Source organism: Brevibacillus sp. FW301-21C12A (assembly GCF_058788915.1).
The window spans coordinates 1-23,620 of record NZ_JBYTBG010000057.1 but is presented as its reverse complement, the minus strand read 5'-3'; the positions used below and the strand labels follow the sequence as shown (position 1 = coordinate 23,620).

The following is a 23,620-nucleotide window of genomic DNA, read 5'->3' as shown; positions in this document are numbered from 1 at the left end:
CTATGAATACAAACTTTCGGATATCCTCTAGCGCAAAAAAGGACAGTCAGGGCGTTTTTCCCTGACTGTTTTTCTTAATGAGCGTGTGTTCGTTGCGTCAGGTCGCAGAAGTGGTCGGGTGATACTGCCGGGAGTTTTGCAGCGGCGGCGTGTAGACGTTGAGCGAGTACACCGGCGCGTCTGTGTTGTTGCGGATGGCGTGAATTTCGCCGGGGGCGACGTAGTAGCAGTCTCCGGCGCTGACATGGGTTGTCTGGGCGCGAAACACCTCTCCCTCGCGATCGGCAGGAAGGTAGACGACATTGGTGAGCGTCCCGGAAATGATCCATTCCCAGCCAAAGGAATCGCCATGGTTGTGCGGGACAGACTCCTGCATGCTGGGCAGATGGATCAGGACGACTTCGACGTGCGTCGTCTGGTACAAAATTTTGCGTCCGTAGGGGAGCTGTTCAGGCTGGGGAATGTGGGACGCGATATCTTCTGGGCAGAGCGAAAGGGAAACGAGCGCCTGCCTCAGCTCAGCGTGACTGGGGAAAACGAGGGAGCCAATGCTTGTTCCAAACGTTGCAAATTCATGACAAACCTCCTGAGGCGAAAAGAGATCTTCCCCTTACCATATGAGAAACAGTTGCAGTCTGACGTAGGGGAAGCGCGTTTTTTTGCGAAGGCCAGTCAAACGATTTGGCGTGACAAGGCAGCTTGCTTCGCTCTATCATGGGGATACGGCAGTTGGTGCCGCACGAAGACGGTGAGGGGACGGCCCCCGTCAAAAGTGATTGTCCAAGTTCAACAATGGTTTGTACCCAACTCAACACATGAGGAGGCATGCGCATGTCAACTGCCACAATCAGTGTACGCCCCCTGTAGCGGGGGGCGTCTGTCCGAACCGCCTGCGACTGACAGGAGGTTTGGCACACATGAACGTAAAACATTACTTGTACGTCAATGCGCTGTCTTCGCTTGGCTCGCGAATGGATTTGATCGCGTGCAGCGCGTTGATTTTCACATTTGAGCATAGCGCCTTTTGGCTGACGGCCTTTTTTGTCGCCCGTCAGGTAGGCGGCATGCTGTTCAGCCCGTTTGCGGGCATGCTGGCTGACCGGATGGACCGCAGGCATGCCATGATCGCAAGCGATATCGGAGCAGGACTTGCGCTTCTCGCAATCATCGCTGCTCCGCATCCGTATGTCGTGGTTGCCGCAGCGTTTCTCAAAGGCATGCTGTACACGCTGTTTACGATCAGCTTTCAGGCTTCGCTGCCGCAGATGTTCGGGATGGAGCGGCTGGTGTGGGTGAACGGGCTCAAGGTGCGCCTGGAATCGCTCGTAGGCATGGCGGGCTTTGTGCTGGGGGGCTTTTTGACTGACCGTGTTGGCTACGCGCTCGTCATTGGCGCAGATGCAGCCAGCTTCTTCCTCTCGGCTTTGCTCTTGACCCGGATGCGCTGGGAGAGCCGGGCATGGCCGAAAAGCGGGGCGGCTGGCGAGCGCTCTGCCGGAGACAGCGGGGGGAAGCAAAAGGAGCGTGGCATGCGGGCAGCCGTCAGGTACTTGCAAAGAGCGCCCGTATTGCTTGCCATCAGCCTGCTGGCTGCGCCGCTGTCGATCAGCACGGCTTCGCATAACTACGGTTTGCCGTTTTTGGCAGATCAGATTAGCCACGGGGACGCGACCTTGCACGGGATGATGTGGTCAGTCATGAGTGTCGGCGGCCTGCTCGGCGCTTATCTGGTGGCGCGCATTCCCGTTGCGCCTTGGCCTGGGATGCTGGGGGCGCATTGGCTCCTGGCTGTGTTCATCGTGCTTGCGTTTGCCGCCGACGGTGCGGTTTGGGCGCTGCTTTTGCTCGCGGGCGCGGGGCTTTTTGGCGGAGCGGCTCAAGTATTGGAGAGCACGCTGTTGCAGCAGGCCAAAAACGAGGTGCGCGGCAAGGTGCTGGGGGTACAGGGCTTGTTTAGCCGCAGCGGGTTTTTTGTCGGATTTTTGGCGGCGCCCGCGATTTCCGCTGTCTTAGGATTGGCAGCGATGGTCGCCGTCGCGCAGGCGCTTTTGGCTCTGGCACTGCTCGGTCTGGGATGCTATGTGCGCAAGGCACAGCAAGCGGGTGGCGCTCGTCGCGGGTAGTCTTTTTTCCCGTCACTCACCATAGGATGTACCAATTGGGAGGTGACGGGAGTGGCTATATTTCGACCCCGTCGGCGTTGGAGAAACCCGCTTTCCCGAACGAAAGCGTTTTTGATCGCGCTGGTGATTTTTTTTGTGCTGTCGATTCAGACGCTCGTTTTTTTGCAGCATCGGCTGGAGCCGACACTGTTGATCCTGGCTACTCAAAAAGCAGAGCAATTGGCGAAGGAAGCGATTACGGATGCGGTCACCAAGCGGATTTCCCAGCAAGGCGTCGACTTCAACCAGATCGTGAAGATCGAAAAGAACAACGAGGGGCAAATTCAGGCGTATCAGTTCAACTTCAAGGAGTACGCAAGAATTGTCGGCGAAACCACCTCGCGCGTCCAGAACAAGCTCCAGGAGTTCGAGACGGAAAAAGTGGACCGCACGATTCCGCTTGGCCTGGCGACAGGGAATACGTTTCTGGCGCAAATGGGGCCGAACTTGCCCGTGACCTTCGTGCCGATCGGCTCTGTGAAAACGAAGCTGGATACAGAGCTGAAGGAGGCGGGCATCAACATGGTGCTCGCCAAGGTCTACATTTTCGTAGAGGTCGACTTGCGCATCGTCATTCCGTTTGCGACCGAGGAGCAGACGGTTACGACGAAAATCCCGATCACGCACTCCCTCATCATCGGCGACGTGCCGCAGTATTTGTACAACAATCCGGAAGGCAAGCCGGATGTGCCGCGTGCGCCCATGGAAGGTATGGACGACAGCCCGTAGAAGGCGCGGCGGAAACGAAAAAAAGCGGCAGCGTGCGAGCTGTCGCTTTTTTCATGGAGATGGCTGCCCTTGCTTACTGCTCCGCCCAGGTGACAGTCAGCTCGATGACGCCTTCCTGGCCGCTGAGCGGGCCGCCGATCATCGACCAGGACTGTTTTTTCTCGATGTTGCCTCCCTGAATAATGATGTTTTAGTCGTCGATGGTTTGCCCGGAGTCAGAGAGGTTTTGCGTCTTGAAGTAGTCTTTGTACAGCTTGGTTACGGCTGGCATGCTTTCCTTTGTGCTGAAAATGAGCAGGACAAACTTTTTGCCGTCTTTGATTTCGGAATGCGAGGTGCTAATTTCGGCGACCTCCGGGAGCGGGAAATCGGCTGGGAGATATTCCGGCCGCTTCTGTTCAGAGGCAGGCTGGGCAGCAGTGTCGCCGGAAGTTTGCTGGGTCGGCTGTTGCGCAGTCTGCTGTGCTGGTTGCTGCGCTGACTGTTGCGGTGTTTGCTGTTCCGCTTGCTGTGCCGGTTGATCCACTGAAGCTGGCTGGCTGCACGCACTGATCGCCACTGCTGCGAAGAGCGACAGAGCGACGTGCGCCCACGCTTTCTTTTTCATCACGTATCATCAGCTCCTCTTCATCATACGTAGAAAATATTCTATGTCATTTTTGGTTCTCCATATGGAAAAAGTCCTGTTTCCAGCATTCGGCAATCGGGGGAGCAGCTTGTTTGCTATACTGAAAAAAGCGGCTTGCGAGCGCAAGAGACGGGAACGGACCGAAGACGAGGGGGCTGGAAAGGAAATGAACAGACGCTTTGCAACAGGCATCATTTTTGACATGGACAATACGCTGCTGCACTCGAAGATCAATTTTGCGGAAATGAAGCGGGCAATTTTTCAGTTGTGGACGGAGCATGGTCTGATAGAGCCGACCTTCGACTGGCACAGCCATACCGCCTCGCAACTGATCGAGCTTGGCCGAAAGTCGGGCAGGCTGACCAGCCAGCTCGAACAGGAGATGTGGGGAGCCGTCACGGCAATCGAAAAGGCGGGAATGCACGAGGCTGTTCTCGAGAACCATGCCCAGGAAGTACTCGCGCAGCTCATGGAGCGGCATCATTTGTTCATTTTGACCAACAACGCCTACGCTGCCGCAGAGGAAGCGCTGCACCAAACCGGTATTGCGGGCTGCTTCGAGAAGATTGTGGCGCGCGAGCAGATGACGACCTTGAAGCCGCACCCGTCCGGGATTCATTACATTCGCAGGCAGTATCCCGATATGCCTGCTTCGGCCTGGACGATGGTCGGGGATTCCTGGATTGACGGAAAAGCCGCGCAGGACGGGGAGGTGGCGTTTATCGCCTACCAGGGACATGCGCAAGACATGGAGCGCCATGACGTGGCACCGCAAGCGTACATTGCGGATTTGCGCGAGCTGCTGACTATGTTGTAACAAAGCTTGCAGGCAGGAGAAAAACACTTCTGCCTAAAAAAATGACAGCGAACGTGAAAAATGTGCTATACTTTGCCTAACTGAATACCAGCCTTCAGGGTAGGGTGAAATTCCCGACCGGCGGTAATGACGAACGCACGTCTGAGCCCGCGACTCGCTATCGCAGTTGGATAGCGACTGACTTGGTGCAAATCCAAGGCCGACGGTAAAGTCCGGATGGGAGAAGGTATTGGCATAACCTCAGAGCTGTTTTTTCAAAAACAGGCATTTGCGAGGTTTCTTTCCCTACGCCCTGAGCATGTTCTCACGGGCGTTTTTTATTCCGCAACTTCATAGCGAAAATCTTCAGGGCAAGGTGAAATTCCTGACCGGCGGTAATGGCGATGGCGAACCATCGTCTGAGCCCGCGACTCGTGGACCGTGACGGTTTGCGACTGATCTGGTGCAACTCCAGAGCCGACGGTAAAGTCCGGATGGAAGAAGAGCTGACTGCGCTTTTTGGCATCGTTATTTTTGCAAAAAACGAATGCGAGAAGGCTTCTTTCCCTGTGCCCTGAAACGCTTGAGGTTTCGAGGGCTTTTTGTTTTGGCTGGAATCCAGGCAGGAAAAAGGAGGTTTTACATGGAGCAGGACAAGCGGTTCATGGCATTGGCGCTGGAGCTGGCGCGCTCGGCCCACGGCCAGACCAGCCCCAATCCACTGGTCGGTGCAGTCCTGGTGAGCAACGGAGCAGTTGCAGGCATGGGCGCGCATTTGCGTGCCGGGGAGCCGCATGCGGAGGTGCATGCGCTGCGCATGGCAGGGGAAAAGGCGGCTGGCGCTACTTTGTACGTGACGCTGGAGCCGTGCAGCCACTTCGGAAAAACGCCCCCTTGCGCCGATGCGGTAGTGGCGGCGGGGATTCGCCGGGCTGTGATTGCGACGCTGGACCCGAATCCGCTCGTGGCTGGAAAAGGCGTGGAGAAGCTGCGCGCCGCAGGAGTGGAAGTGCTCGTCGGGGTAGGCGAAGCGGAAGCGAAAAGGCTCAACGAGGTGTTTTTCCACTACATCACGACGAAGCGCCCGTTTGTGACGGTGAAAACGGCGAGCACGCTGGACGGCAAAATCGCTTCGGTCACAGGACACAGCCGCTGGATCACGGGCGAACGGGCGCGCGCGGAGGTGCACGAACTGCGGAGACAGCACGATGCGATTTTGGTCGGGGTAGGAACCGTTTTGGCGGACGATCCGCTTTTGACGGCCAGACAAGGGGAGCAGTTGTATGGGCGGCAGCCTGTGCGGATCGTCCTGGACAGCGAGCTTCGCACGCCACTTGCAGCGCGCGTGATCGAAAATGCGGATGCGCCGACCTGGATTTTCACGACAGAGGCGGCTCCGCCAGAAAAGCGTGCGGCATTGGCGGCAAAAGGCGTCAGGCTGTTTGTGGCAAGCGGACAAATTTCGGTGGAAAACGTACTGGATACGCTGGGCGAGTGCGGGATTACTTCGCTGCTGGTTGAAGGCGGGCAGGCAGTGAACGGGGCGTTTTTACAGGCGCGCGCGATCCAGAAGATCGTCAGCTACGTGTCGTTGAAGCTGATCGGCGGAAGCGGCGCGCCCACGCCATTTGGCGGACCGGGCTTCGCCACGATGGATCAGACTGTCCGGCTTGCGGATGCAACTGTCGAGCTGCTGGATGAGCAGGACGTGCGCATAAGCGGTTATCCGCTATGGGAAAAGTAGCTGGAAGCAGGTTTTCCGTTTTCTGCGCATTCGCGCCAGAGAGCAGCAGTCGCCAGACGACGGGAGCAAATTTTTGTTCAGAAAGCACAAAGAGGAGGAAAAGGCCGATGTTTACCGGACTGGTGGAGGAAGTCGGAACGTTGGAATCCAGCACAGGCAACGGGCAGGCGAGTCGGCTGGTCATTCGGGCGCAGCGGGTGCTGGAAGGCGTCAAGCTCGGCGACAGTATCGCCGTCAACGGGATTTGCCTGACGGTCACGTCTTTTTCGGCTCGGCATTTTAGCGTAGATGTCATGCCGGAGACGATGAAAAAGACAACCCTCCGTCACCTGCGCACAGGCCAGCGGGTCAATCTGGAGCGGGCGATGCGGCTGGGCGACCGCTTTGGCGGGCATATCGTCTCCGGGCATATCGACGGAACGGGCACGATTTTGTCCCGAGAGCCGCACGCCAACGCTGTGCTGTTTCGCATTGAAGCCGCGCCGGAGCTGTTACGATACGTCATCAGGCAAGGCTCGATCTGCGTCGATGGCATCAGTCTTACGGTCGTGGACGTTGCCGATGCGCATTTTTCGGTGTCGATCATCCCGCATACGCTGGCAGCGACCAGCCTGCACGATCGGCGCGCGGGCGATCAGGTGAACCTGGAGACAGATATTATCGGCAAGTACGTCGAGCGGCTTTTGGGCTATCGCGGCAAGCCAGCAGGCGGCAATCAGACCGAAGCAAAAGGCGCGAAAATCAGCATGGCTTTTTTGCAGGAAAACGGATTCGTTTGAACGAGGAGGGACAAGCCCATGTTTCATCGCATAGAAGAGGCGCTGGAAGATTTGCGCCAAGGAAAAGCCATCATCGTCGTGGATGACGAGGATCGGGAAAATGAAGGGGACTTCGTCTGCCTGGCGGAAGCGGCTGCGCCGGAGATGATTAACTTTATGGCGACGCACGGGCGCGGTCTTGTCTGCGTCCCGGTGACGGAGGAACAGGCCGCGCGGCTTGCGCTCACCCCAATGGTCAGGCACAACACGGACAAGCAAGGGACGGCGTTTACCGTGTCGATTGACGAGGTGAGCACGCATACAGGCATCTCGGCGCAGGAGCGTTCGCAGACCGTGCTGGCGATGCTGGACGAGCGGAAGACGGCAGAGGACTTTCGCAGGCCGGGGCATATTTTTCCGCTGATTGCGAGAGCCGGGGGCGTTTTGCGGCGGGCGGGCCATACCGAAGCGGCGGTGGACCTCGCCCGGCTGGCGGGGAGCGTGCCCGCAGGTGTCATTTGTGAAATCATGAACGAGGATGGCTCGATGGCGCGGTTGCCGCAGCTCGTGGAGATCGCTCGCCGCTTCGACTTGAAGCTGATTACGATTGCCGATCTGATCGCCTACCGGATGCGCACCGAATCGCACGTGCGAAAAGAAATCGAAGTGAGCCTGCCGACGAGCTATGGCGATTTTCGGATCGCCGCCTATACGAACGAGCTGGACGGCAAAGAGCACGTGGCGCTCATCAAGGGCGAGATTGATTCGGCCAAGCCCGTTCTCGTCCGGGTGCATTCCGAGTGCCTCACAGGAGATATTTTCGGGTCCCACCGCTGCGATTGCGGCCCGCAACTGCATGCTGCGCTGGAGCAGATCGAGGCGGCGGGCTCCGGCATCCTTTTGTACATGCGCCAGGAAGGCCGCGGCATCGGGCTTATTAACAAGCTGCGCGCCTACAAGCTGCAGGAGGAAGGGCTGGATACGGTGGAGGCGAACGAAAAGCTCGGATTCCCCGCCGATCTGCGCGATTACGGCATCGGGGCGCAAATTCTCCGCGACCTGGGCGTGCAAAAAATGCGGCTTTTGACCAATAACCCGCGCAAAATCCGGGGGCTGGACGGCTACGGGCTGAAGGTGGAGGAACGGGTGCCGCTGCAAATGCAGGCACATCCGCACAACAAACGGTATTTGTCGACCAAACAGGAGAAGCTGGGACACCTGCTTCATTTCAAAGGCTAAGGAGAGTGGAGAAGATGAGAACATTTGAGGGACATTTGGTAGGAACGGGCTTGCGCGTAGGGATTGTAGCAGGAAGATTTAACGAGCTGATCGTCAGCAAGCTGGTAGGCGGTGCGCTCGATGCGTTGAAGCGCCACGGCGTAGAGGAAGACAACGTAGACGTGGCCTGGGTGCCGGGCGCTTTTGAAATTCCGTTGATCGCGAAAAAAATGGCCGAGTCGGGGCGCTATGACGCGGTTGTGACATTGGGCGCGGTCATCCGCGGAGCGACTCCGCACTTCGACTACGTCTGCAACGAAGCAGCCAAAGGCGTCGCCTCGCTGTCGCTTTCCACCGGGATTCCGGTCATTTTTGGCGTGCTGACGACGGACAACATCGAGCAAGCGATTGAGCGCGCCGGCACAAAAGCGGGCAACAAAGGCTGGGAAGCGGCAACGGCAGCGATTGAAATGGCGAACCTGTCCAAACAGTTCGCCTAAACGATACGAATCGCTTGTCTAGGTGAGGAAGCGGGGGCTGCGGCTCCCGTTTTTTCGTTTGCCCGAAAGCACACATAGATCCCATTCTTGATTCATGTTATTTGGCTGATATTTTTTGTGAATGAAGTGCTAAACCAATGAAGGAAAGTAAAGGGAATGCCTGGTAGAAAGAGTAATGTAATTTTTTTTGTGTAAATGGGTTTTTAACAGGTGAATAGTTACGTCAACGGCTTTACATGGAGGAGCGGGCATGATAGATTCGTTAGCCATGCTATGCATGGTTGACTGGCATCGCCCAATCGCAAGGAATCATGCCCGCAGAGGCTCCATGTCAGGCCGACCCAACAGCCTCTTTATGTGGACAGTTCCGCTTGCAAGCGGCTTCCAAAATGGATGGCCAGTTGCGATATACATTCTTTCCAGCACCGAAGTGGCATGGTTCATTTATTTGATGCCTCCATGGTTGCCAGTTAGATAATTTTCCGTAAGGCATCGTCAGCATTATGTTTGGCATAGCCTAAATGATCGTCCATTTCCGCTTCAAACAACTGCTGGATGGTGTCACAAAAGAGGTTCTTGAGCATCTCATGAACGTCCTCGATGGCTCGGCAATCTTTCGCTAATGCTTTGATCGTCATGGTTAACGCCCGATGTATTCAAAAATAATGATATAGAGGACAAGGAGAAGTAAGAAACTAATTATGGATACTGTTTTAGCGGTTTTAAATCTTGTATTGTTTTTTTCAGTTAATGCTTTCATTACTTCAATAAGATTCCATATGAATGATAACGCTACGATAACCATTATTGATAGGTAGAATGATAAGTAGAAAATTTTCAAAAGTAATCACTCCCCAAAAAAGTTGGCCAATTATTGTTTCTGATTGTAATAAATTCACCATAACTAAAACTAGATCCTCTCTTACTTTAGGGAGGATCTAGTTTTAGTTATATAGATTAGTATCGAAACACAATACCGAAGTCTTCAACCTTAGTAACTGATGCCGGTTCAATAGCAAAACCTGCTGGATAGACAGCAAAGGCAACAGATCCCAAAGTCCAAGTTTGATGACCATATTCAAATTTTACGTTTACTGTACCAGACTCATTTTTTTCGACGTATACATACTGTGATATATACCCTTTGTGAGCATTATTACTTGGCATTGCTTCCAAATCAATTTTCGATCCTACGCCAACACCAGGATCCCAATCATCAGGGGTAGTATAGGTTGAACAACTCCATTTAGCTGAAGTATTGTTGTCAGGTCTATAACAATATCTGTATTCATGCTGCTGAACTTTTCCACGTGATGACATCGGGAGGAACCATTTTGATGTAACTGGAAAACCAATACTCAAGCCGTCTGTAAGTTCCCATTTAGGACTTTTTGACCATTCGTAACTTCCATATAAATAAAACTTTTTATAACCAGTCATGTCACTATTTACCGAAAATGCGGTAGCGTTTAAATCTAGTATTCCACCATCTAAAGCTACTTGAGGTGTGATTGTATTCTTATCCATAAATTCTTCTTCTCTTACAGTTTTACCATTAGATGCCAATTTTTTAGCGTTGTTTTCAAGTAATTCTTTGAGTACATCATCTGGGAAATTCGCAAGTTCTTCTTCTGTTAACCCTATATCGTTAACTATACGATTGATTTCTTTTTTTGTTAAAGTAGTTTCTTCTTCCCATGACGGCGGTTGTTTAGCAGTAGAAGGAGCAACGAAAGTTAATCGCCAAAGTCGCTCTGCTGCGCAAAGACAAGCTGATCGGCTTCTACTCGCAGCGCGAAGGCAAGCTGGTGCAATGCTTGCTCGGACAAAAGCGGCTTCCCCGCGTCAAGTTTGAGCTGACGGAGCAGACGAACGAAGGCGAGCGTCTGGAAGAGATCATTTTCGATTTTGTCTGGTCCAAGTCAAAAGTGCGGAGCAACGGCAACCAGAAAAAGCCCGTCATTGACATCAACCTCGAACTGCGGGGAGTGGTGGTAGGCTACGATGGCAAGAAAAATTTGGACAAACGACCGCAAATGGAAAAGCTCGTGAAGCAGATGGAAGCGCTGATTAAACGGGAGACCACTGTGATGCTGAAAAAATTTCAACAAGAGGGCGTTGATCCGGCCGGAATCGAAGAGAGCCTGCGCCAGAAATACTACGGAAAATGGACGCGGGAAAAAGGGCTCGCGCTCTATCAGCAGGCCGGATTCAACATCAAGGTCAAGCTCGATATACTCGGCTACGGCACGATCAAGTAAGCGTGGCCGCTCGCGTTATCGCAACCGTTTCAGCTCCCGCCAGATCGCTTTCAGCGTCGGGCGGTCCCATTTTGGCCGCTTTCCGTACAGAAAACGGGTCAAGCCGCTGAACATCAACTGCTGGTCTTCTGTGTACGGGTACCAGTTGAACTCGCGTTTTTTCGAGCCGGGGTCGTGAATGACCGAGATGCTGTGCGTGAACGCTTGCAGCCCGGCTGGCCCGCGGTAGCGGCCGATGCCGCTCTCTTTGACCCCGCCGAACGGGAGGTGCGGATTGGCGTAGCTGATGATGACGTCGTTAATGCACACGTTGCCGCTCAACAGCTTTTCTGCTACGCGCTGCGCTCTTTGTTTGTCAGACGACCAGACAGACGCATTCAGGCCGTAGGGCGACTCGTTTGCCCGGCGGATAGCTTCTGCCTCGTCGGAAAACGTCATGATCGGCAGGACAGGGCCGAATGTTTCTTCCCGCATGATCTTCATGTCCGGCGTGACGTCTGTCAGGATGGTCGGGGGGATGAACATGCTGTCGGTTTGCGGCAGCCCGCCTGTGACGGCTTTGGCTCCGGCGGCGAGCGCTTCCTCGATATGCGCCCGGACGATGCCGAGCTGCTCACGCGAAGTCATCGAGCCGACTTCCGCCTGAGCGGGAAACCGTTGGCGCAGCGCTTTCGTTTTTTCCGTGACCAACCGCAAAAACTCGGGGTACACACGCTCGTGCACGTACAGCCGCTCAACGGACATGCACACCTGGCCGGAGTTCGTAAAAGCGCCCCAGATCGCTCCGTTTGCCGCCCTCTCCAGATTCGCGTCTTCGAAGACGATCATCGGGTCTTTTCCGCCCAGCTCCAGCGAGACCGGAATCAGATGCTCCGCTGCTGCGGCCATAATTTTTTTGCCTGTGGCGGCCGAGCCTGTAAAAAAGATTTTGTCCGGGCGGGCCGCCACCAGCCGACTGCCGACCTCGCGTCCCCCGTGCAGGACGGTGACGACTCCTTCCGGCAGCCCGGCAACGGCAAACAGCTCTTCGATGAGCAGGCCAGTAGAAGGGGTGACTTCGGACGGTTTGAGAATGACCGTATTTCCCGCGACAAGCGCGGACAGCATCGGGATGATCGCCAGTTGAAACGGATAGTTCCACGGCGAAATGACCGCGATTACCCCCATCGGCTTGTAGTGAATGTACGATTTTTTCGGCCAGAGCACGAGCGGGGTCGGCACGGGCTGGGCAGCCAGCATTTGCGGCGCGTGCTTCTCGTAAAAGCGGATCGTATCGGCAGTGACAAAAATTTCGGTCATGTACGCTTCGATGGTCACTTTTCCGGTGGCCTGGCTGATTTTTTCCGCCAGTTCTTCGCCGTGCTCGACGAGATAGTGGCGCAGGCGCGTCAAGTAGCGCAGCCGTTCGGACAGGGAGGTAGAGGACCACGCTTCAAAGGCGAGCCGGGCTTTGGCGACTGCCGCGTCTACCTGGGCGGGACTGGCTTCAGTCACGGAGCCGAATGTCTCGCCAGTGGCCGGATTGCGCAGAGGGAGTACGGACATTATCAATCACCTCGTTCGACAGGATGGGTGGCAGGTGAACCAGAAGAAAAAAGCGACTCGAGAACATGGTGGAGAGCAAGCTGAAAGCGGCTGATCGCTTCTGCGGCCGTCCGGGATTCGTCCAGCAAGCATTGCAAGATCATGCCGTCGATCACGGAATAGAGGATCGAGCTTGCCGCGCTCACGTCCACGGCAAGCGCGGCTCCACGCTCCGTCTGCAGCCGCTTGAGCATGCGGGCAATCAGGTCGTGCAGCCGGTTTCGCGTGTGGTGCACCTGCTCCAAAAAGACAGGGGTGTACAGCGCCTGCGCCTGCAAATCGTACCAGAGCCGATGCAGCTTGCGGTCTTCCAGCAGGCTGCGGCCGAGAACGGCAGCGAGAGCCGGGAAAAAGTTGTCCAGGGGAGCGGCAACCACTTCGCGCTCCAGCTCGGCGATGAAGCGTTCCTTGTAGCTGGCGATCACTTCGAGCAGCAATTCTTCCTTGCTGGCAAAATAATAGTGCAGAATGCCGAGCGAGACGCCGGATTCCTTGGCGATATCGCGCAAGGAGACGTGGGCATAGCCTTTTTCCGCGAGGCAGATCGTCGCCTGCTCGATCAAAAAGGCCCGCTTCGCTTCGGCTTTCGCCTGGCTTTTCGAAGGGGGAGTCATGCTGTGCACCTCGTTTTTGGACGATCGTCCAAATTTTGATTTGATTGTAATGCGTCCGTCTTGCTCCTGTCAACGCCCGAATGGGCACACAAAAAAGAAGCGGCTGTGCTACCGCTTCCTTTGTCGTTCCCAGCGCTTTAGATACGGGTAAGGGTCGAAAGCCCAGTCAGCTCCCCCAGTCTCCCGATACATGCCGTAGTGCAGGTGGGGCGGGAATTTTCCGGCGGTGCCAGGCTTGCCGTAGCCGGAGCTGCCGACGTATCCGATCACTTGCCCCGGCTCCACGATGTCGCCGGGCTTCAGTCCCTTTTTGAACGACGACAGGTGGGCGAAGTAATGATACACATTGCCCATGTCGCGCATGCCGATCCGCCAGCCGCCATAGCGGTTCCAGCCGATGACCTCGATCACTCCGTAAGCTGTGGAGAGCACGGGCGTCCCGTGTCGGGCGAAAATGTCGGTGCCTTCGTGAATCCGCCGCCCTCCCCAGCCGCGCGCGTCTCCCCAGGTGCTGCGGTAGCTGTAATCGTACCTCGCCGGGATGGGAAAATGACGCTCGTCCAACTGTAGGTGCTGGTATTTTTCGTACACCTGCGCGAACTGCCGGATCGTTTTCACCGAGCGATCCCGCTGGTAGTAAGACCAGACGCCGATTTGCCAGTCATCCGCAGAAAAGCCGTACTGCGCCAGGTAATGAATGAGAGAAGTGAGTGCGTCGAGATCGTTGTTGCGGTCGGCGAGTCCATCCCCGTCGCCGTCCATGCCCATCCCGCCGAAAAACTGGATCGACACCGGATTCGTGTCCTCCTGGTCGGGGTTCATGCTGCCCGTCCAGCGATCACTCGGGATATCAACGGCAGTCAGCCGCGAGGACGATGCCTGGTTGTCCGTTTGCTTTTTGCGTATTTTCATCGTGCGCTCGTACTGATCGATAGCCGCCAAATAGTTCCAGGGAATGCCGTACAAAGACTCCATGCGCCAAAAAAGCTGCAGCCGTTCCCGCAGGAGAGGGTCTGCCTGGTTGGCAGAGGAGCCTTTGGCGAAGGCAGATTCCAGCGGCGAAATGACTGCCGCCACGCATAAGCTGATCTGAATGATGAGGCGGAAAACTCGCATGCCGACTCCCTCCAGCCCGGGTAGTTTCCGTTGTAGTTTCTGCCAGTCTCTGCGGATTATCCGCGAGACTTTTTGGAAGCGGCCGCTGAACTTCTCCGCGCAGCGCAAGCTTCTGGTGTATGATGCAAGGAAGAAATGCTTTTTCAAAAACGGAGGGAGAAAAAATGAAGCTGGTCATTCGGGCAAATGGCCCGCTCTTCCTGGAGTCGCTCGTGAAGCCGCTGCAGCGCATTGCAGGCAGACAGTGTGCGGGATCGTCTGCGTTTTCGGCAGGTGACGCAGTGGACGCCGGGAGCATTTTGGACATGGCGGAACCGTATCGCCCGTATATGGAGGAGGAGCGCTGGCAGTGGGAGACGGCTGCCTTGCGCGAGCTGATGGCAGACCATGGCGCCGGCTCGTGCGGGGGAGAGCTGTATGTGCAGCCGCTTGCGGTGCCATTCGGCCTGTCGCCGCAAGTTTTGTCGCTCGCATCCGGGCTTGTCGTGCGGGAGACGGATGGATTGGACGCAGCGCGAGACTTTTCGGCAGTCGCCATGCTCTGGCTGCAAGTGATGGGCGCAAAGCCGCTGCGGACGCTGGAAGGCGAGCTGCTACAGGTGGAGCATGACGAAGACGGCACAGCGGTGCTTTTGCTTGCATCAGACGGCAGGAGTGAGGGCGAGGACGCGATCCCCGTTTTTCGCGAGCGCAGGCAGCATGCCGATGAGCATATCGACGAAGGCATGCTGCTGCTGCAAGCGAATGTGGACGACGCCAGTCCGGAGTGGCTCGCCTACCTCATGGAGCAATGCTTCAAGGCAGGGGCCAACGACGTTCATTTTTTGCCAGTCACGATGAAAAAAAGCAGGCCGGGGACCATGGTGCAGGTCATGTGCTATGCAAGCCAGTTGGACGCGATGAAAACGCTGTTGTTCGAGGAAACGACGACGTTTGGCATCCGCTACTTCCCTGTCGCCTGCCATCGCCTGGCGCGACGCCATGTCCGCGTAGAGACGAGCTGGGGCGAAGTTGCGGTCAAGCTCGGCTACCATCGGGGTCAGCGGGTGCAGGTCGCGCCGGAGTACGAGAGCTGCGCGGCGGTTGCCCGAGCCAATGGCGTTTCGTTGAAGCAGGTGCATCAGGAAGCGCTGGAATTGGCGACCCGTAAAAGTTCTGTTAAAAAATGGACAGACAGGCAGGAGCGAGACGTGCCTCCAAAGAATTGAAAACGTGGAGTATCCAACCAAACATGTATGGAGGAGGCTCGTGTGATGAGCAAAAAAGTGTTGATCGTGACAGGGGATGCCGTAGAGGCACTGGAGGTGTTCTATCCGTATTACCGTTTGCTGGAAGAAGGCTACGAAGCCGTGATTGCCGCGCCCAGCGTGAAGACGCTGCACACCGTTTGCCATGACTTTGAAGCACACAGCGAGACGTACACAGAAAAGCCTGCTTATCAGTTGCCTGCGCACGCCGCGTTCTCCGACATCAATCCGGAAGCTTTCGACGCCTTGATTATTCCCGGCGGGCGAGCGCCTGAGTACATCCGGCTGAACGAAAGCCTAAAGCCGATCGTCGCCCATTTTTTTGAGGCGAACAAACCAGTTGCGGCGATTTGCCACGGCTCGCAAGTGCTTGCGATCGTGTCCGAGCATCTCGCCGGCCGCAAGCTGACCGCCTACCAGGCGTGCAGACCGGACGTAGAGGCGATGGGCGCGATTTACGAAAAAGAAACGCTCCACGTAGACGGCAATCTCGTGTCTGGTCATGCATGGCCGGATTTGCCCGGCTTCATGCGCGAGTTTCTCCGCCTGCTGCGCTAACGGATAGACAAACCAAAAACTTCCGCCGAATGTCGACGGAAGTTTTTTACGTTTAGCGGCGTCCGACCAAGAGCCGCAGCACATTTGGCTGGTCGGGCAAGTCGCGGGTTCCTGCGCCGTAGCCGATAGCCTCGACGGTCATGGACGGCAGCGGGCCGAACTGCTCGACCAGCGCGGCGGCAACACCCGCTCCGGTCGGAGTGGTCAGCTCCTTGTCGATCCGCGTCTCGCGCAGCGGGATGCCGACCAAAAGCTCCATGGTAGCGGGGGCCGGAACCGGATAAAGACCGTGGGCGCAGCGCACGTAGCCGTTGCCTGTCGGGATCGGCCCGCAATGCAATTGCCCGATGTCCAGCTCCTCCAGTCCGAGCGCGATGCCTACGACGTCGACGATCGAATCGAGCGCCCCTACCTCGTGAAAATGGACAGTATCGACTGGGACGTTGTGAATTTTCGCTTCGGCGATCGCGATTTTTTCAAAAATAGCCAGCGAGCGGCGCGTTACGCGCGGGGCCAGCCCGGCTGCCTGAATCATGTCCACGATGGCTTTGTGGCTGCGGTGCTCGTGATCGTTGCCGAGCACCTTCAACGGCTTGAGCGGAAGGGCAGGAGCCTGGCTCTCGTCCACGATGTCCAGCTTCAGCGCGGAGACGCCTGCTTTGACGACCTTTTTCCACTCCAGACGGAAATCTCCTACGGGAAGCTTCCGCAACTCCTGCTCGATCCGGTCGCGATCAGCCCCGGCGTCGACGAGCGCGGCCAAAAGCATGTCGCCGCTTATTCCCGAAAAGCAGTCCAAATACGCAATGCGCACGAGAAACACTCCTTTTCAACCAGTCATTTCCTCTGTATCATATAGGGAAAGTATGTTCGTCTGTTTACTGATTCGTTGTCCAAAGTGTACCATTTGCCGATTCGGTTTGTCATGCGAGGAGTTGATCGGTTCGTGTTGTCATTCATTCATACGGCGGACGTCCATCTGGACGCGCCTTTACATATGCTGGCGGATCTTTACGAGCTTCGGCAGGACGATTTTCGCCGCACCCTGCAAACGATTCGCGATCTGGTTGCAGAAAAGCAGGCCGACTTTTGGCTGATTGCCGGAGATTTGCTGGAATATCACGGGGGCAGGCGCTCCACGGCCATGTTTTTGCGCGACCTGTTTGCGAGCATCGCCCCGATCCCGGTCTGCATCGCGCCGGGAAACCACGATCCGTGGCGGCCGGATTCGTTTTACCAGACGTTGGAGTGGCCGGGCAACGTGTACTGGTTTACGCCGGAGTGGGGCGCTTTTGAGTTTCCGGAAAAGTCATGCGTCGTCTACGGCTGGGGATTTGGGCAGCCGCATGTCTACGAGTCGCCGCTCGCCTCTTTTCCAGGCAAGCTGGACGGCTATCGGCACCACCTGATGGTGCTTCATGCCAGCGTCCTGAACAGGGCAGGGGACGAGCACCAGCCGTACGCTCCGGTTACGTTGCAGGAGCTGGTCGAAACCGGAATGGATTACGTGGCGCTCGGCCATATTCACAAGCCGGAGCAATTTGTGCACCCGCAAACAAGGCAGCCGCTCGCCGCCTATCCCGGCTCGCCGGAAGGGCTGACGAGCAAGGAAGCGGGAGAGCGCTCTGTGCTGTACGGCGAGCTGGATGACGCCGGGAGGTTGACGCTGCAGGCGCTTCCGGTCTGCCAGCGCCAGGTTCACAAAGTGACGATTCACGCCGCCGGGGCGGAAACGACCGAGCAGCTCGTCGAGGTGATGAACGCGCAGCTTGCGGAAATCGCCAGCACGGATCTTGTGTACGTGACCTTGACCGGAGAGCGGGCCGCTCATTTTGTGCCGGCGATTTCCGTCTTGGAGCAGCGCTTTTCGCGATTTTTTTCACTGGCGATCACAGACGAGACGTGGCCTGACATCGACGCAGACAAGCTGGTGGCAGAAGGCGGCGTATGGGGCAAATGGCTCGCCAAGCTGGCGGAGGCCGAGGCGAGCGCCAGAAACGACGAAGAGCGCGAAATTGCCCGGCTGGCGAGGCAGGAGGCGCTCGCGCGGATTGGGGGGAGCATGCGTTGAGGATCGAGGAAATATCGCTTACGGGGTTTGGAAAATGGCAAGGAGCTGACTTTCGCTTCGCTCCCGGACTGAACCTGTTTTACGCTCCCAACGAAGCGGGGAAGTCGACGCTGTTGCAAGCCATTTTCGCCGCCCTGTACGGGATGAAGCGCGATTACGTCAAAACGGCGCGCTATTTGCCTGCCTATGAAAAATACCGCCCCTGGCACCAGGGGGACTACGAGACGATCGTCACCTATCAGCTCGGGGGCAAGACATACCGCTTGCACCGGACGCTGGCGAAAGAAAGGGAGCAGGCACGCCTGTTTCTCGACCCGGAGTGGACGGAGCTGACAGACGTGTACATGGAGGATCGGCGCAAGGAGCGGAACTTTCTGGAAAAGCATCTGGGGCTTACCCGCAGCCTGTTTACGGATTTGACCTGGATCAGACGGGAGCCGCTGGAAGCTGCCGAGCATCTCATGCCTGCTTTTGCAGATGCACAGGAGGCAAGCCCGCACGTCCACGCCGTTTTGGCGGAGCTGGACCGGGAGCTTGTAAGCATCGGCAAAAAGGAGCGGGCGGAAAACACGCTGTTGGGCAAAGCGGCGTCGCGCGCAGCGAGCAAGGAGCAGGAGCTGGCTCACGCCGAAGCGGCATGGCGCCTGATCCGGCAACTGACGCAATCGATCCAGCTCTGGGAGGAGGAGCGCGAAAGACTCGAACAGCGGCGCATCCGGCTGCGGGAACGTATGCAGAAGTGGCAGGAGCAGGACCAGCTTTGGCAAGAAAGCTGGCAGCGAAGCTATTCGCCCATCGACGCGCAAGATTGGCAATGGTGGCTTGCGCGGGCTGCGAGCGAAGAGGAGCGGCAACTGCACGAAAAAGCGCGCAGCTCGATCATGGCATGGGACGAGCAGACGCCAGACGGTGCGCAGGGAACAGCGGCGAGTCAAGCGCTGGGCGAACTGGAAGCGGATTACGAGCGCGGCACTTCGCTGCGCAAAGCGCGGGAGCAGCGGCATATGCGGCTGGCCGAGCTGGCTGTGCTTGCCCTGTCCACCGGGACGCGCAGCCAGGCGCGGACGCAGCGGCAAGGGAATCGGGCCAAGCGCAAAAAGGGAGCCGTACGCCTGTGGGGCGGCGCTGGGCTATTTGCTATCCTCGGCGCCGTCGGCCTGGCGACGGGGCATCCCGTCCTTGGCGGCAGTTCGCTCGGCTTGAGCTTGCTGTTGCTCGCACTCGGGATTTTCGTGCTGCGGGCAAAAGGGAGCGGACATGCTGTTGCGCCTGTTGCCGCCAGCGAGCAGTTGCAAGAAAGCGAGCGGCTGCAGCAGGAGATCGCCGCCATCGACGCTGAATGGGCGTCCCTTTTGGAGCGCTGGGATGTTCGGGATTGGGATACTTTTCTGGCAAAAAGGGAAGAGCTACAAAGAAGCGCGCAGGAGCAGCGGGCCGTCCGGCTGGAGAGCGATCTGGCCAAAGCAAAGCGGGAGGAAATGCTGCAAGCCGACTGGGGCGAGGCGGTGCGAGCGATTTTGCGGCAGGAAAAGCGGCAGCGCGAGGAAGCAGAGAGCGACTGTCTGGCGCAGTTGTCCCGGATGGAGGACGAGCTGCAAGAGCTGCGGGAAAAAATCGCCCGCGCCTACGGAGAGATGGCCGCCCATGAAGGCGTGTCCGTAGCGAGAGCCAGAGACGAATACGAAGAGGCTGCTATTGCGCTGCGTCGGTTGTTGCAGCGCCGGGACGCCCTCCAGCTTGCGCGGGATGCGTTGCAGGAGGCGCAAGGCGAATGGAAGCGCGACGTTTCCCCGGATGTGAACCGGACGGCTTCCGAGGTGATGGCGCAAATTACGGGGGGAGCCTACCGCGACGTGCGGCTCGACCCGACAGAGGGCTTCGCGGTGCGGCTGCTGGAGCCGACGCGCAACCTGATCGTCAGCCACGAGCAATGCTCCACGGGAACGGCCGATCAGCTCTACCTGGCGCAGCGGCTCGCCCTGCTGCAGCACATAAGCAAACGGACAGAGCCGTTGCCGCTGTTTCTGGACGACCATTTTGTCCACTACGATGACGAGCGCCTGCAGCGGACGCTGGCGTACATCGCCAAGCTGGCGGAGCAGCATCAGGTCTTTCTGTTTACTTGCCACGAACGGGAGCAGCGCTTGCTTGCGCCGCTCTTGCGCGGATCGGATTGGCACAAGGCGCATCAGCTCGGGTAATTGTTACCTGACTTGTGAAAGAGGTTGCCCCTTGTAATTCCAACCTCTATAATGGAGTTTGATTATGTCTCGTACCAAGATACATGAGGAGTGGGCCCTATGACGCAACGCAAGCCGGAGTGGCTCAAGATCAACCTTGTTTCAGGACCAGAACTCGCCAGCTTCAAAGAGCTGAAGCAAACCATGCGCAGCAAGACACTACATACCGTTTGCGAAGAAGCAAAATGTCCCAACATTCATGAGTGCTGGGCCAGCGGTACAGCTACGTTCATGATTTTGGGTGATATATGTACCCGTGCCTGTCGGTTTTGTGCCGTAAAAACCGGATTGCCGACAGAGCTTGATGTGGCCGAGCCGGAACGCGTGGCAGAAGCTGCCGAGCAAATGCGTTTGCGGCACGTCGTCGTCACCTCCGTTGCCCGTGATGATCTGAAAGACGGAGGCGCGCAAATTTTTGCGGAGACGATTCGGGCGATTCGCCGCCGTCTGCCGTTTGCCTCTGTGGAAGTGCTGATTCCGGACTTCCAAGGGAATTGGGATGCGCTCAAGCTTGTGATGGACGCGAAGCCGGACGTGCTGAACCACAATATTGAGGCAGTGCGCCGCCTGTCTGACCGCGTGCGGGCACGCGCCAAGTACGACCGGACGCTGGAGCTGCTGAAAAAGGCGAAGGAATTCCAGCCGAACATTCCGACGAAGTCCAGCCTGATGATCGGAGTCGGGGAGACGCTTGAAGAAGTGATCGAAACCATGGACGATTTGCGTTCCGTGGATGTCAACATCATGACGATCGGCCAGTACCTGCAGCCGACGAAAAAGCATCTGAAGGTCGAGCACTACTACCATCCGGACGAATTTGCCCGCCTGAAGGAAGAAGGCATGAAGCGCGGTTTCAGCCACGTGGAAGCAGGGCCGCTCGTGCGCAGCTCGTACCACGCACACGAACAGGCGAATGCCGCGAAGGAAACGATTGCCAAGGAGGCCTTGCCACAGGCGCAAGGTCAGTAATAAGAAGAAAAACCCCCTCATTGCATGCGAAAAGGAATCGCTGCAAAAGGGGGTTCTTCTCTATACAGGGGAGATTCGCCTTAGCGACTGGTTGTACCCATTTTCGCTTTTTGAGTCGCATTCGCGTTCTTTTGAGTGTTCATGCTTTTTGCTTGCTCGCCGTCTGTTACGCCGCCCATGCGCTTGATGAGCGTATCGATGCTCGCAGCATCCTCGGTACGCGCTGTATGCACATTGCTGGAACGGCTGGCGACACGGACAATTTCCTGAATGTCATTCGGGTTGTCCGTCACATACACCTTGTAATAGCGTGGCGAGATCGACTGCGCATTCATTTTCGCCTGGTTTTTGGCTGTGCGCGGGTCTACTCCCTGGGTGTTCAGACCGACGAAAATTTCTTCATCCGTCACCAGGACAGTAGAACGCTGAACGCCAGGGCAGCTCGTGGTGACGTTGCCGACTGCTTGCGCCAGAGCGTCGCGGTCTACGTAGACGTTTTGGGCGCCAGCGGTCTTCATGCCTGCCCGGTTTGTCTGGACGTAGCCCATTTTCGGCATGCCGGTTTGCATGATGCCGGCTCCTGCGCGATTCCAGGCCCGCTTTTGATAAATGGAATGGTTCATTCCATTCGGCGTGCCCAACACTCCGTCGTTATGGTCGGTAAAGGCGTTGTAAGGTCGCATGCCACTGGTGTAGGCGTTGTAGTTGTTGACGTTCGCCCGTGGATACGTCCCATTCGGGTACAGGCCGTTATCGACGCCCGGCGTGTTGTTCAGACCGACACCGTTGCGGACGTGCAGTCCGTCAAAGTTTGCGGAGCGCACGCCGTCGTAGTTGCGGACATGCAGCCCGTCAACGTTTGTGACGTGAGGAGCGGTCTGGTTTGGATGCGTGTAGTTCGGCGCAGCGTTGTTCGCACATGCGGAAGCCAAGAGAGCAATGCCTGCAATCGCAGGATACAACCATGTCTTTTTCAATGGTAACACCCCCTACACGATAGAATGTCCAGGGGGCTTGCGCAGTTTTCGTGGGAATTTTATCTCTTGCTGTTTGAAATGTGATAAGATGGACGAAAGTACACAAGTGTAAGGAGGAAGCGGACTTGATTCGCACGCAAGCCGGTACTTATGAAGTCATGGAAGAAAATCGCGACGGCTGGAATCCGGAAGCATTCAGGGAGCGTTACAGCGATATCCTCGACAAATACGATTACATCGTCGGAGACTGGGGCTATGGACAGCTTCGTTTGCGGGGATTTTATACAGATTCCAACCGCAAAGTACCGTTCGAGCAGCGGATCGCCGCTTTGGATGAGTACCTGCACGAGTTTTGCAACTTTGGTTGCCCGTACTTTGTCTTGCGCAAAGTAAAAGCGGCGGTCGGCAACAACGGCCCGGAACAGGACGGCCAGGACGAGAATCAGGATAACATTCTCGATATCCGCCAGGACGCATCCCGTGGCGACAATTCTCCGCTGATTGTCGAGCGCAAGGAGCGGCGCCGTTTTCATCCGCGCCAAAACAGGCAGGAGCGCCAGGAACGAAACAACGGAGGCGCCAACGAGCGGTCCGGAGGCCGCAATGAGCGCTCGGACAAGCCGAAGTTTCACAAGGATAAGCCGGAGAAAAACGGCAAGGACTCGTCCTCGCGGGAGAAGCGCCCGAACCAGTCGCGTCCCAATCGCGAGCGCGACAAAGTTCCAACCGGACAAGGCCAAAGCACGCCGAGGCGTGACACATAAGGAAGACAAACAAAAAAGAAGCTGGGAAAAACAACGCGTTTTTCTCCGGCTTCTTTTTCATTTGAGGAAAGCGGCTTTGTTTTTTTGATTCGTAGACTGAACAAATCTTGCAAAACGCCAGTCGTTTTATGTAAAATATTTACACGCATATGCTCGTTTTTGTAAAATGTAGTAAAATTTGTATATTCGTGCGAAGAAGGGGGGAGGAAATATGGGGGAATGTAAGACCATGATATTTTACGTTGTCTGGTTTTAGCCACTATCATGAAGAATGACAGCGATTTCATTCGTTGTGTGACACTATTCGAAGCTTTCCGACCACACGCAACAGATCAACAAAAAACGGAATACAAGCAAATCATGGAGGGGATACGAAATGAAGAAGTCGATTTTGCTAGCAATCGTTTTAGTTTTGGGACTGTATAGTAGCGTTACGAGTGGACAAGCACCAATCCCAAAAGGAACCGTTATCCAATATGAACACGGTGTTGGCGGGTAAACGCGGATAAACATGGAGAAAAATCATCCTCAAAAGAGGATGATTTTTTTTACTATTCAAATTTTTTCAACCGCCAACTTTCTGAATGTCGATGTATAGTTATAAATGTAGCTCTTCACCATTAAACGTGCTTGATCTTCCTCTAGCGTAGTTTTTCACTTTTTTATATGGCTGGTTTACACTCC

Annotated in this window: 22 protein-coding genes, 2 pseudogenes and 2 riboswitches; of the genes and pseudogenes, 14 read left to right on the top strand and 10 right to left on the bottom strand. The window is 56.3% G+C overall.

What is annotated here, in order from left to right:
• Positions 1-97: 97 nt before the first annotated feature.
• Positions 98-424, bottom strand: coding sequence for a cysteine dioxygenase (locus AC3WQH_RS23180; RefSeq protein ID WP_492332271.1), 327 nt, complete (start codon positions 422-424; stop codon positions 98-100).
• 493 nt (positions 425-917) lie between these two features.
• On the opposite strand from AC3WQH_RS23180, the gene AC3WQH_RS23175 reads away from it, so the two are divergent.
• Positions 918-2,123 carry an MFS transporter gene (locus AC3WQH_RS23175; protein ID WP_197186788.1) on the top strand — a complete coding sequence of 402 codons (1,206 nt, stop codon included), beginning with the start codon at positions 918-920 and terminating at the stop codon, positions 2,121-2,123.
• A gap of 42 nt (positions 2,124-2,165) precedes the next feature.
• The gene (gene yunB / locus AC3WQH_RS23170; RefSeq protein WP_448792786.1) at positions 2,166-2,891 is read left to right on the top strand and encodes a sporulation protein YunB; all 726 of its coding nucleotides are present in this window, start codon (positions 2,166-2,168) and stop codon (positions 2,889-2,891) included.
• A gap of 190 nt (positions 2,892-3,081) precedes the next feature.
• Here yunB and AC3WQH_RS23165 read toward each other — a convergent pair whose 3' ends face one another.
• The gene (locus AC3WQH_RS23165) at positions 3,082-3,498 is read right to left on the bottom strand and encodes a hypothetical protein (RefSeq protein WP_025844111.1); all 417 of its coding nucleotides are present in this window, start codon (positions 3,496-3,498) and stop codon (positions 3,082-3,084) included.
• 187 nt (positions 3,499-3,685) lie between these two features.
• On the opposite strand from AC3WQH_RS23165, the gene AC3WQH_RS23160 reads away from it, so the two are divergent.
• The 5 genes from AC3WQH_RS23160 (at position 3,686) to ribH (ending at position 8,535) form a co-directional block, all read left to right on the top strand.
• Positions 3,686-4,336, top strand: coding sequence for an HAD family hydrolase (locus tag AC3WQH_RS23160; RefSeq protein WP_007777814.1), 651 nt, complete (start codon positions 3,686-3,688; stop codon positions 4,334-4,336).
• A gap of 86 nt (positions 4,337-4,422) precedes the next feature.
• Positions 4,423-4,568: riboswitch (FMN riboswitch) on the top strand.
• Between the two features lie 105 nt (positions 4,569-4,673).
• Positions 4,674-4,825, top strand: a riboswitch (FMN riboswitch).
• 133 nt (positions 4,826-4,958) lie between these two features.
• Complete coding sequence (ribD, locus tag AC3WQH_RS23155; RefSeq protein ID WP_005829412.1) at positions 4,959-6,059, top strand: bifunctional diaminohydroxyphosphoribosylaminopyrimidine deaminase/5-amino-6-(5-phosphoribosylamino)uracil reductase RibD; 1,101 nt, start codon at positions 4,959-4,961, stop codon at positions 6,057-6,059.
• 107 nt (positions 6,060-6,166) lie between these two features.
• Entirely contained in the window at positions 6,167-6,838 is a 672-nt protein-coding gene (locus AC3WQH_RS23150; RefSeq protein ID WP_005829414.1) for a riboflavin synthase, read from the top strand.
• 18 nt (positions 6,839-6,856) lie between these two features.
• Positions 6,857-8,056 (top strand): bifunctional 3,4-dihydroxy-2-butanone-4-phosphate synthase/GTP cyclohydrolase II, encoded by a 1,200-nt coding sequence (locus AC3WQH_RS23145; protein WP_005829416.1) that lies wholly within the window; start codon positions 6,857-6,859, stop codon positions 8,054-8,056.
• 14 nt (positions 8,057-8,070) lie between these two features.
• On the top strand, positions 8,071-8,535 hold the full coding sequence (gene ribH, locus AC3WQH_RS23140; RefSeq protein ID WP_005829418.1) for a 6,7-dimethyl-8-ribityllumazine synthase: 465 nt from the start codon (positions 8,071-8,073) through the stop codon (positions 8,533-8,535).
• 353 nt (positions 8,536-8,888) lie between these two features.
• Here ribH and AC3WQH_RS23135 read toward each other — a convergent pair.
• The 3 genes and pseudogenes from AC3WQH_RS23135 to AC3WQH_RS23125 all read right to left on the bottom strand — a co-directional run.
• Positions 8,889-9,035 (bottom strand): annotated as a pseudogene (locus tag AC3WQH_RS23135) (IS256 family transposase); the annotation flags it as partial.
• Positions 9,030-9,173 (bottom strand): annotated as a pseudogene (locus AC3WQH_RS23130) (IS256 family transposase); the annotation flags it as partial. The pseudogenes AC3WQH_RS23135 and AC3WQH_RS23130, both read right to left, overlap by 6 nt.
• Positions 9,174-9,492: 319 nt before the next feature.
• Positions 9,493-10,062 carry a hypothetical protein gene (locus AC3WQH_RS23125; RefSeq protein WP_290426398.1) on the bottom strand — a complete coding sequence of 190 codons (570 nt, stop codon included), beginning with the start codon at positions 10,060-10,062 and terminating at the stop codon, positions 9,493-9,495.
• 278 nt (positions 10,063-10,340) lie between these two features.
• Here AC3WQH_RS23125 and AC3WQH_RS23120 point away from each other — a divergent pair, with 278 nt between their 5' ends.
• The gene (locus AC3WQH_RS23120) at positions 10,341-10,796 is read left to right on the top strand and encodes a Ger(x)C family spore germination C-terminal domain-containing protein (protein WP_290426404.1); all 456 of its coding nucleotides are present in this window, start codon (positions 10,341-10,343) and stop codon (positions 10,794-10,796) included.
• 15 nt (positions 10,797-10,811) lie between these two features.
• Here the strand turns inward: AC3WQH_RS23120 and AC3WQH_RS23115 are convergent, their stop codons facing one another.
• The 3 genes from AC3WQH_RS23115 to AC3WQH_RS23105 form a co-directional block, all read right to left on the bottom strand.
• A complete protein-coding gene (locus tag AC3WQH_RS23115; protein ID WP_492332270.1) occupies positions 10,812-12,341 on the bottom strand; it encodes an aldehyde dehydrogenase family protein in 1,530 nt (509 codons plus the stop codon).
• 2 nt (positions 12,342-12,343) lie between these two features.
• On the bottom strand, positions 12,344-12,994 hold the full coding sequence (locus AC3WQH_RS23110; protein WP_005829425.1) for a TetR/AcrR family transcriptional regulator: 651 nt from the start codon (positions 12,992-12,994) through the stop codon (positions 12,344-12,346).
• Positions 12,995-13,102: 108 nt separating this feature from the next.
• The gene (locus AC3WQH_RS23105) at positions 13,103-14,110 is read right to left on the bottom strand and encodes a M23 family metallopeptidase (protein WP_005829427.1); all 1,008 of its coding nucleotides are present in this window, start codon (positions 14,108-14,110) and stop codon (positions 13,103-13,105) included.
• 164 nt (positions 14,111-14,274) lie between these two features.
• Here AC3WQH_RS23105 and larC2 point away from each other — a divergent pair, with 164 nt between their 5' ends.
• Together larC2 and AC3WQH_RS23095 are read left to right on the top strand one after the other, a co-directional pair.
• Positions 14,275-15,318 carry a nickel pincer cofactor biosynthesis protein LarC2 gene (gene larC2 / locus AC3WQH_RS23100; RefSeq protein ID WP_492332269.1) on the top strand — a complete coding sequence of 348 codons (1,044 nt, stop codon included), beginning with the start codon at positions 14,275-14,277 and terminating at the stop codon, positions 15,316-15,318.
• Positions 15,319-15,363: 45 nt separating this feature from the next.
• Positions 15,364-15,915: a DJ-1/PfpI family protein gene (locus tag AC3WQH_RS23095; protein ID WP_005829432.1), complete on the top strand. Its 552-nt coding sequence runs from the start codon at positions 15,364-15,366 to the stop codon at positions 15,913-15,915.
• A 52-nt stretch (positions 15,916-15,967) separates the two neighbouring features.
• On the opposite strand, the gene larC is transcribed toward AC3WQH_RS23095, so the two are convergent.
• Positions 15,968-16,729: a nickel pincer cofactor biosynthesis protein LarC gene (gene larC / locus AC3WQH_RS23090; protein ID WP_492332268.1), complete on the bottom strand. Its 762-nt coding sequence runs from the start codon at positions 16,727-16,729 to the stop codon at positions 15,968-15,970.
• A 132-nt stretch (positions 16,730-16,861) separates the two neighbouring features.
• On the opposite strand from larC, the gene AC3WQH_RS23085 reads away from it, so the two are divergent.
• The 3 genes from AC3WQH_RS23085 (at position 16,862) to lipA (ending at position 21,195) form a co-directional block, all read left to right on the top strand.
• Entirely contained in the window at positions 16,862-17,986 is a 1,125-nt protein-coding gene (locus tag AC3WQH_RS23085; RefSeq protein WP_492332267.1) for a metallophosphoesterase family protein, read from the top strand.
• Positions 17,983-20,187 (top strand): ATP-binding protein, encoded by a 2,205-nt coding sequence (locus tag AC3WQH_RS23080; protein ID WP_492332266.1) that lies wholly within the window; start codon positions 17,983-17,985, stop codon positions 20,185-20,187. The genes AC3WQH_RS23085 and AC3WQH_RS23080 overlap by 4 nt, the downstream gene beginning before the upstream one ends.
• A gap of 99 nt (positions 20,188-20,286) precedes the next feature.
• On the top strand, positions 20,287-21,195 hold the full coding sequence (gene lipA, locus AC3WQH_RS23075) for a lipoyl synthase (protein ID WP_005829441.1): 909 nt from the start codon (positions 20,287-20,289) through the stop codon (positions 21,193-21,195).
• Positions 21,196-21,275: 80 nt separating this feature from the next.
• Here lipA and AC3WQH_RS23070 read toward each other — a convergent pair whose 3' ends face one another.
• Complete coding sequence (locus AC3WQH_RS23070) at positions 21,276-22,181, bottom strand: YhcN/YlaJ family sporulation lipoprotein (RefSeq protein ID WP_286085973.1); 906 nt, start codon at positions 22,179-22,181, stop codon at positions 21,276-21,278.
• Positions 22,182-22,297: 116 nt separating this feature from the next.
• On the opposite strand from AC3WQH_RS23070, the gene AC3WQH_RS23065 reads away from it, so the two are divergent.
• Positions 22,298-22,936, top strand: a complete 639-nt coding sequence (locus AC3WQH_RS23065; RefSeq protein ID WP_327991474.1) for a YutD family protein — start codon at positions 22,298-22,300, stop codon at positions 22,934-22,936.
• Positions 22,937-23,620: the final 684 nt, after the last annotated feature.

Coding starts and splice junctions, on each gene's coding strand:
- AC3WQH_RS23115 (WP_492332270.1), bottom strand. CDS start 12,341: ATGTCCGTACTCCCTCTGCGCAATCCGGCCACTGGCGAGACATTCGGC.
- ribD (WP_005829412.1), top strand. CDS start 4,959: ATGGAGCAGGACAAGCGGTTCATGGCATTGGCGCTGGAGCTGGCGCGC.
- AC3WQH_RS23150 (WP_005829414.1), top strand. CDS start 6,167: ATGTTTACCGGACTGGTGGAGGAAGTCGGAACGTTGGAATCCAGCACA.
- AC3WQH_RS23145 (WP_005829416.1), top strand. CDS start 6,857: ATGTTTCATCGCATAGAAGAGGCGCTGGAAGATTTGCGCCAAGGAAAA.
- AC3WQH_RS23105 (WP_005829427.1), bottom strand. CDS start 14,110: ATGCGAGTTTTCCGCCTCATCATTCAGATCAGCTTATGCGTGGCGGCA.
- AC3WQH_RS23095 (WP_005829432.1), top strand. CDS start 15,364: ATGAGCAAAAAAGTGTTGATCGTGACAGGGGATGCCGTAGAGGCACTG.
- ribH (WP_005829418.1), top strand. CDS start 8,071: ATGAGAACATTTGAGGGACATTTGGTAGGAACGGGCTTGCGCGTAGGG.
- AC3WQH_RS23160 (WP_007777814.1), top strand. CDS start 3,686: ATGAACAGACGCTTTGCAACAGGCATCATTTTTGACATGGACAATACG.
- larC2 (WP_492332269.1), top strand. CDS start 14,275: ATGAAGCTGGTCATTCGGGCAAATGGCCCGCTCTTCCTGGAGTCGCTC.
- AC3WQH_RS23125 (WP_290426398.1), bottom strand. CDS start 10,062: ATGGATAAGAATACAATCACACCTCAAGTAGCTTTAGATGGTGGAATA.
- lipA (WP_005829441.1), top strand. CDS start 20,287: ATGACGCAACGCAAGCCGGAGTGGCTCAAGATCAACCTTGTTTCAGGA.
- AC3WQH_RS23110 (WP_005829425.1), bottom strand. CDS start 12,994: ATGACTCCCCCTTCGAAAAGCCAGGCGAAAGCCGAAGCGAAGCGGGCC.
- AC3WQH_RS23165 (WP_025844111.1), bottom strand. CDS start 3,498: ATGAAAAAGAAAGCGTGGGCGCACGTCGCTCTGTCGCTCTTCGCAGCA.
- AC3WQH_RS23175 (WP_197186788.1), top strand. CDS start 918: ATGAACGTAAAACATTACTTGTACGTCAATGCGCTGTCTTCGCTTGGC.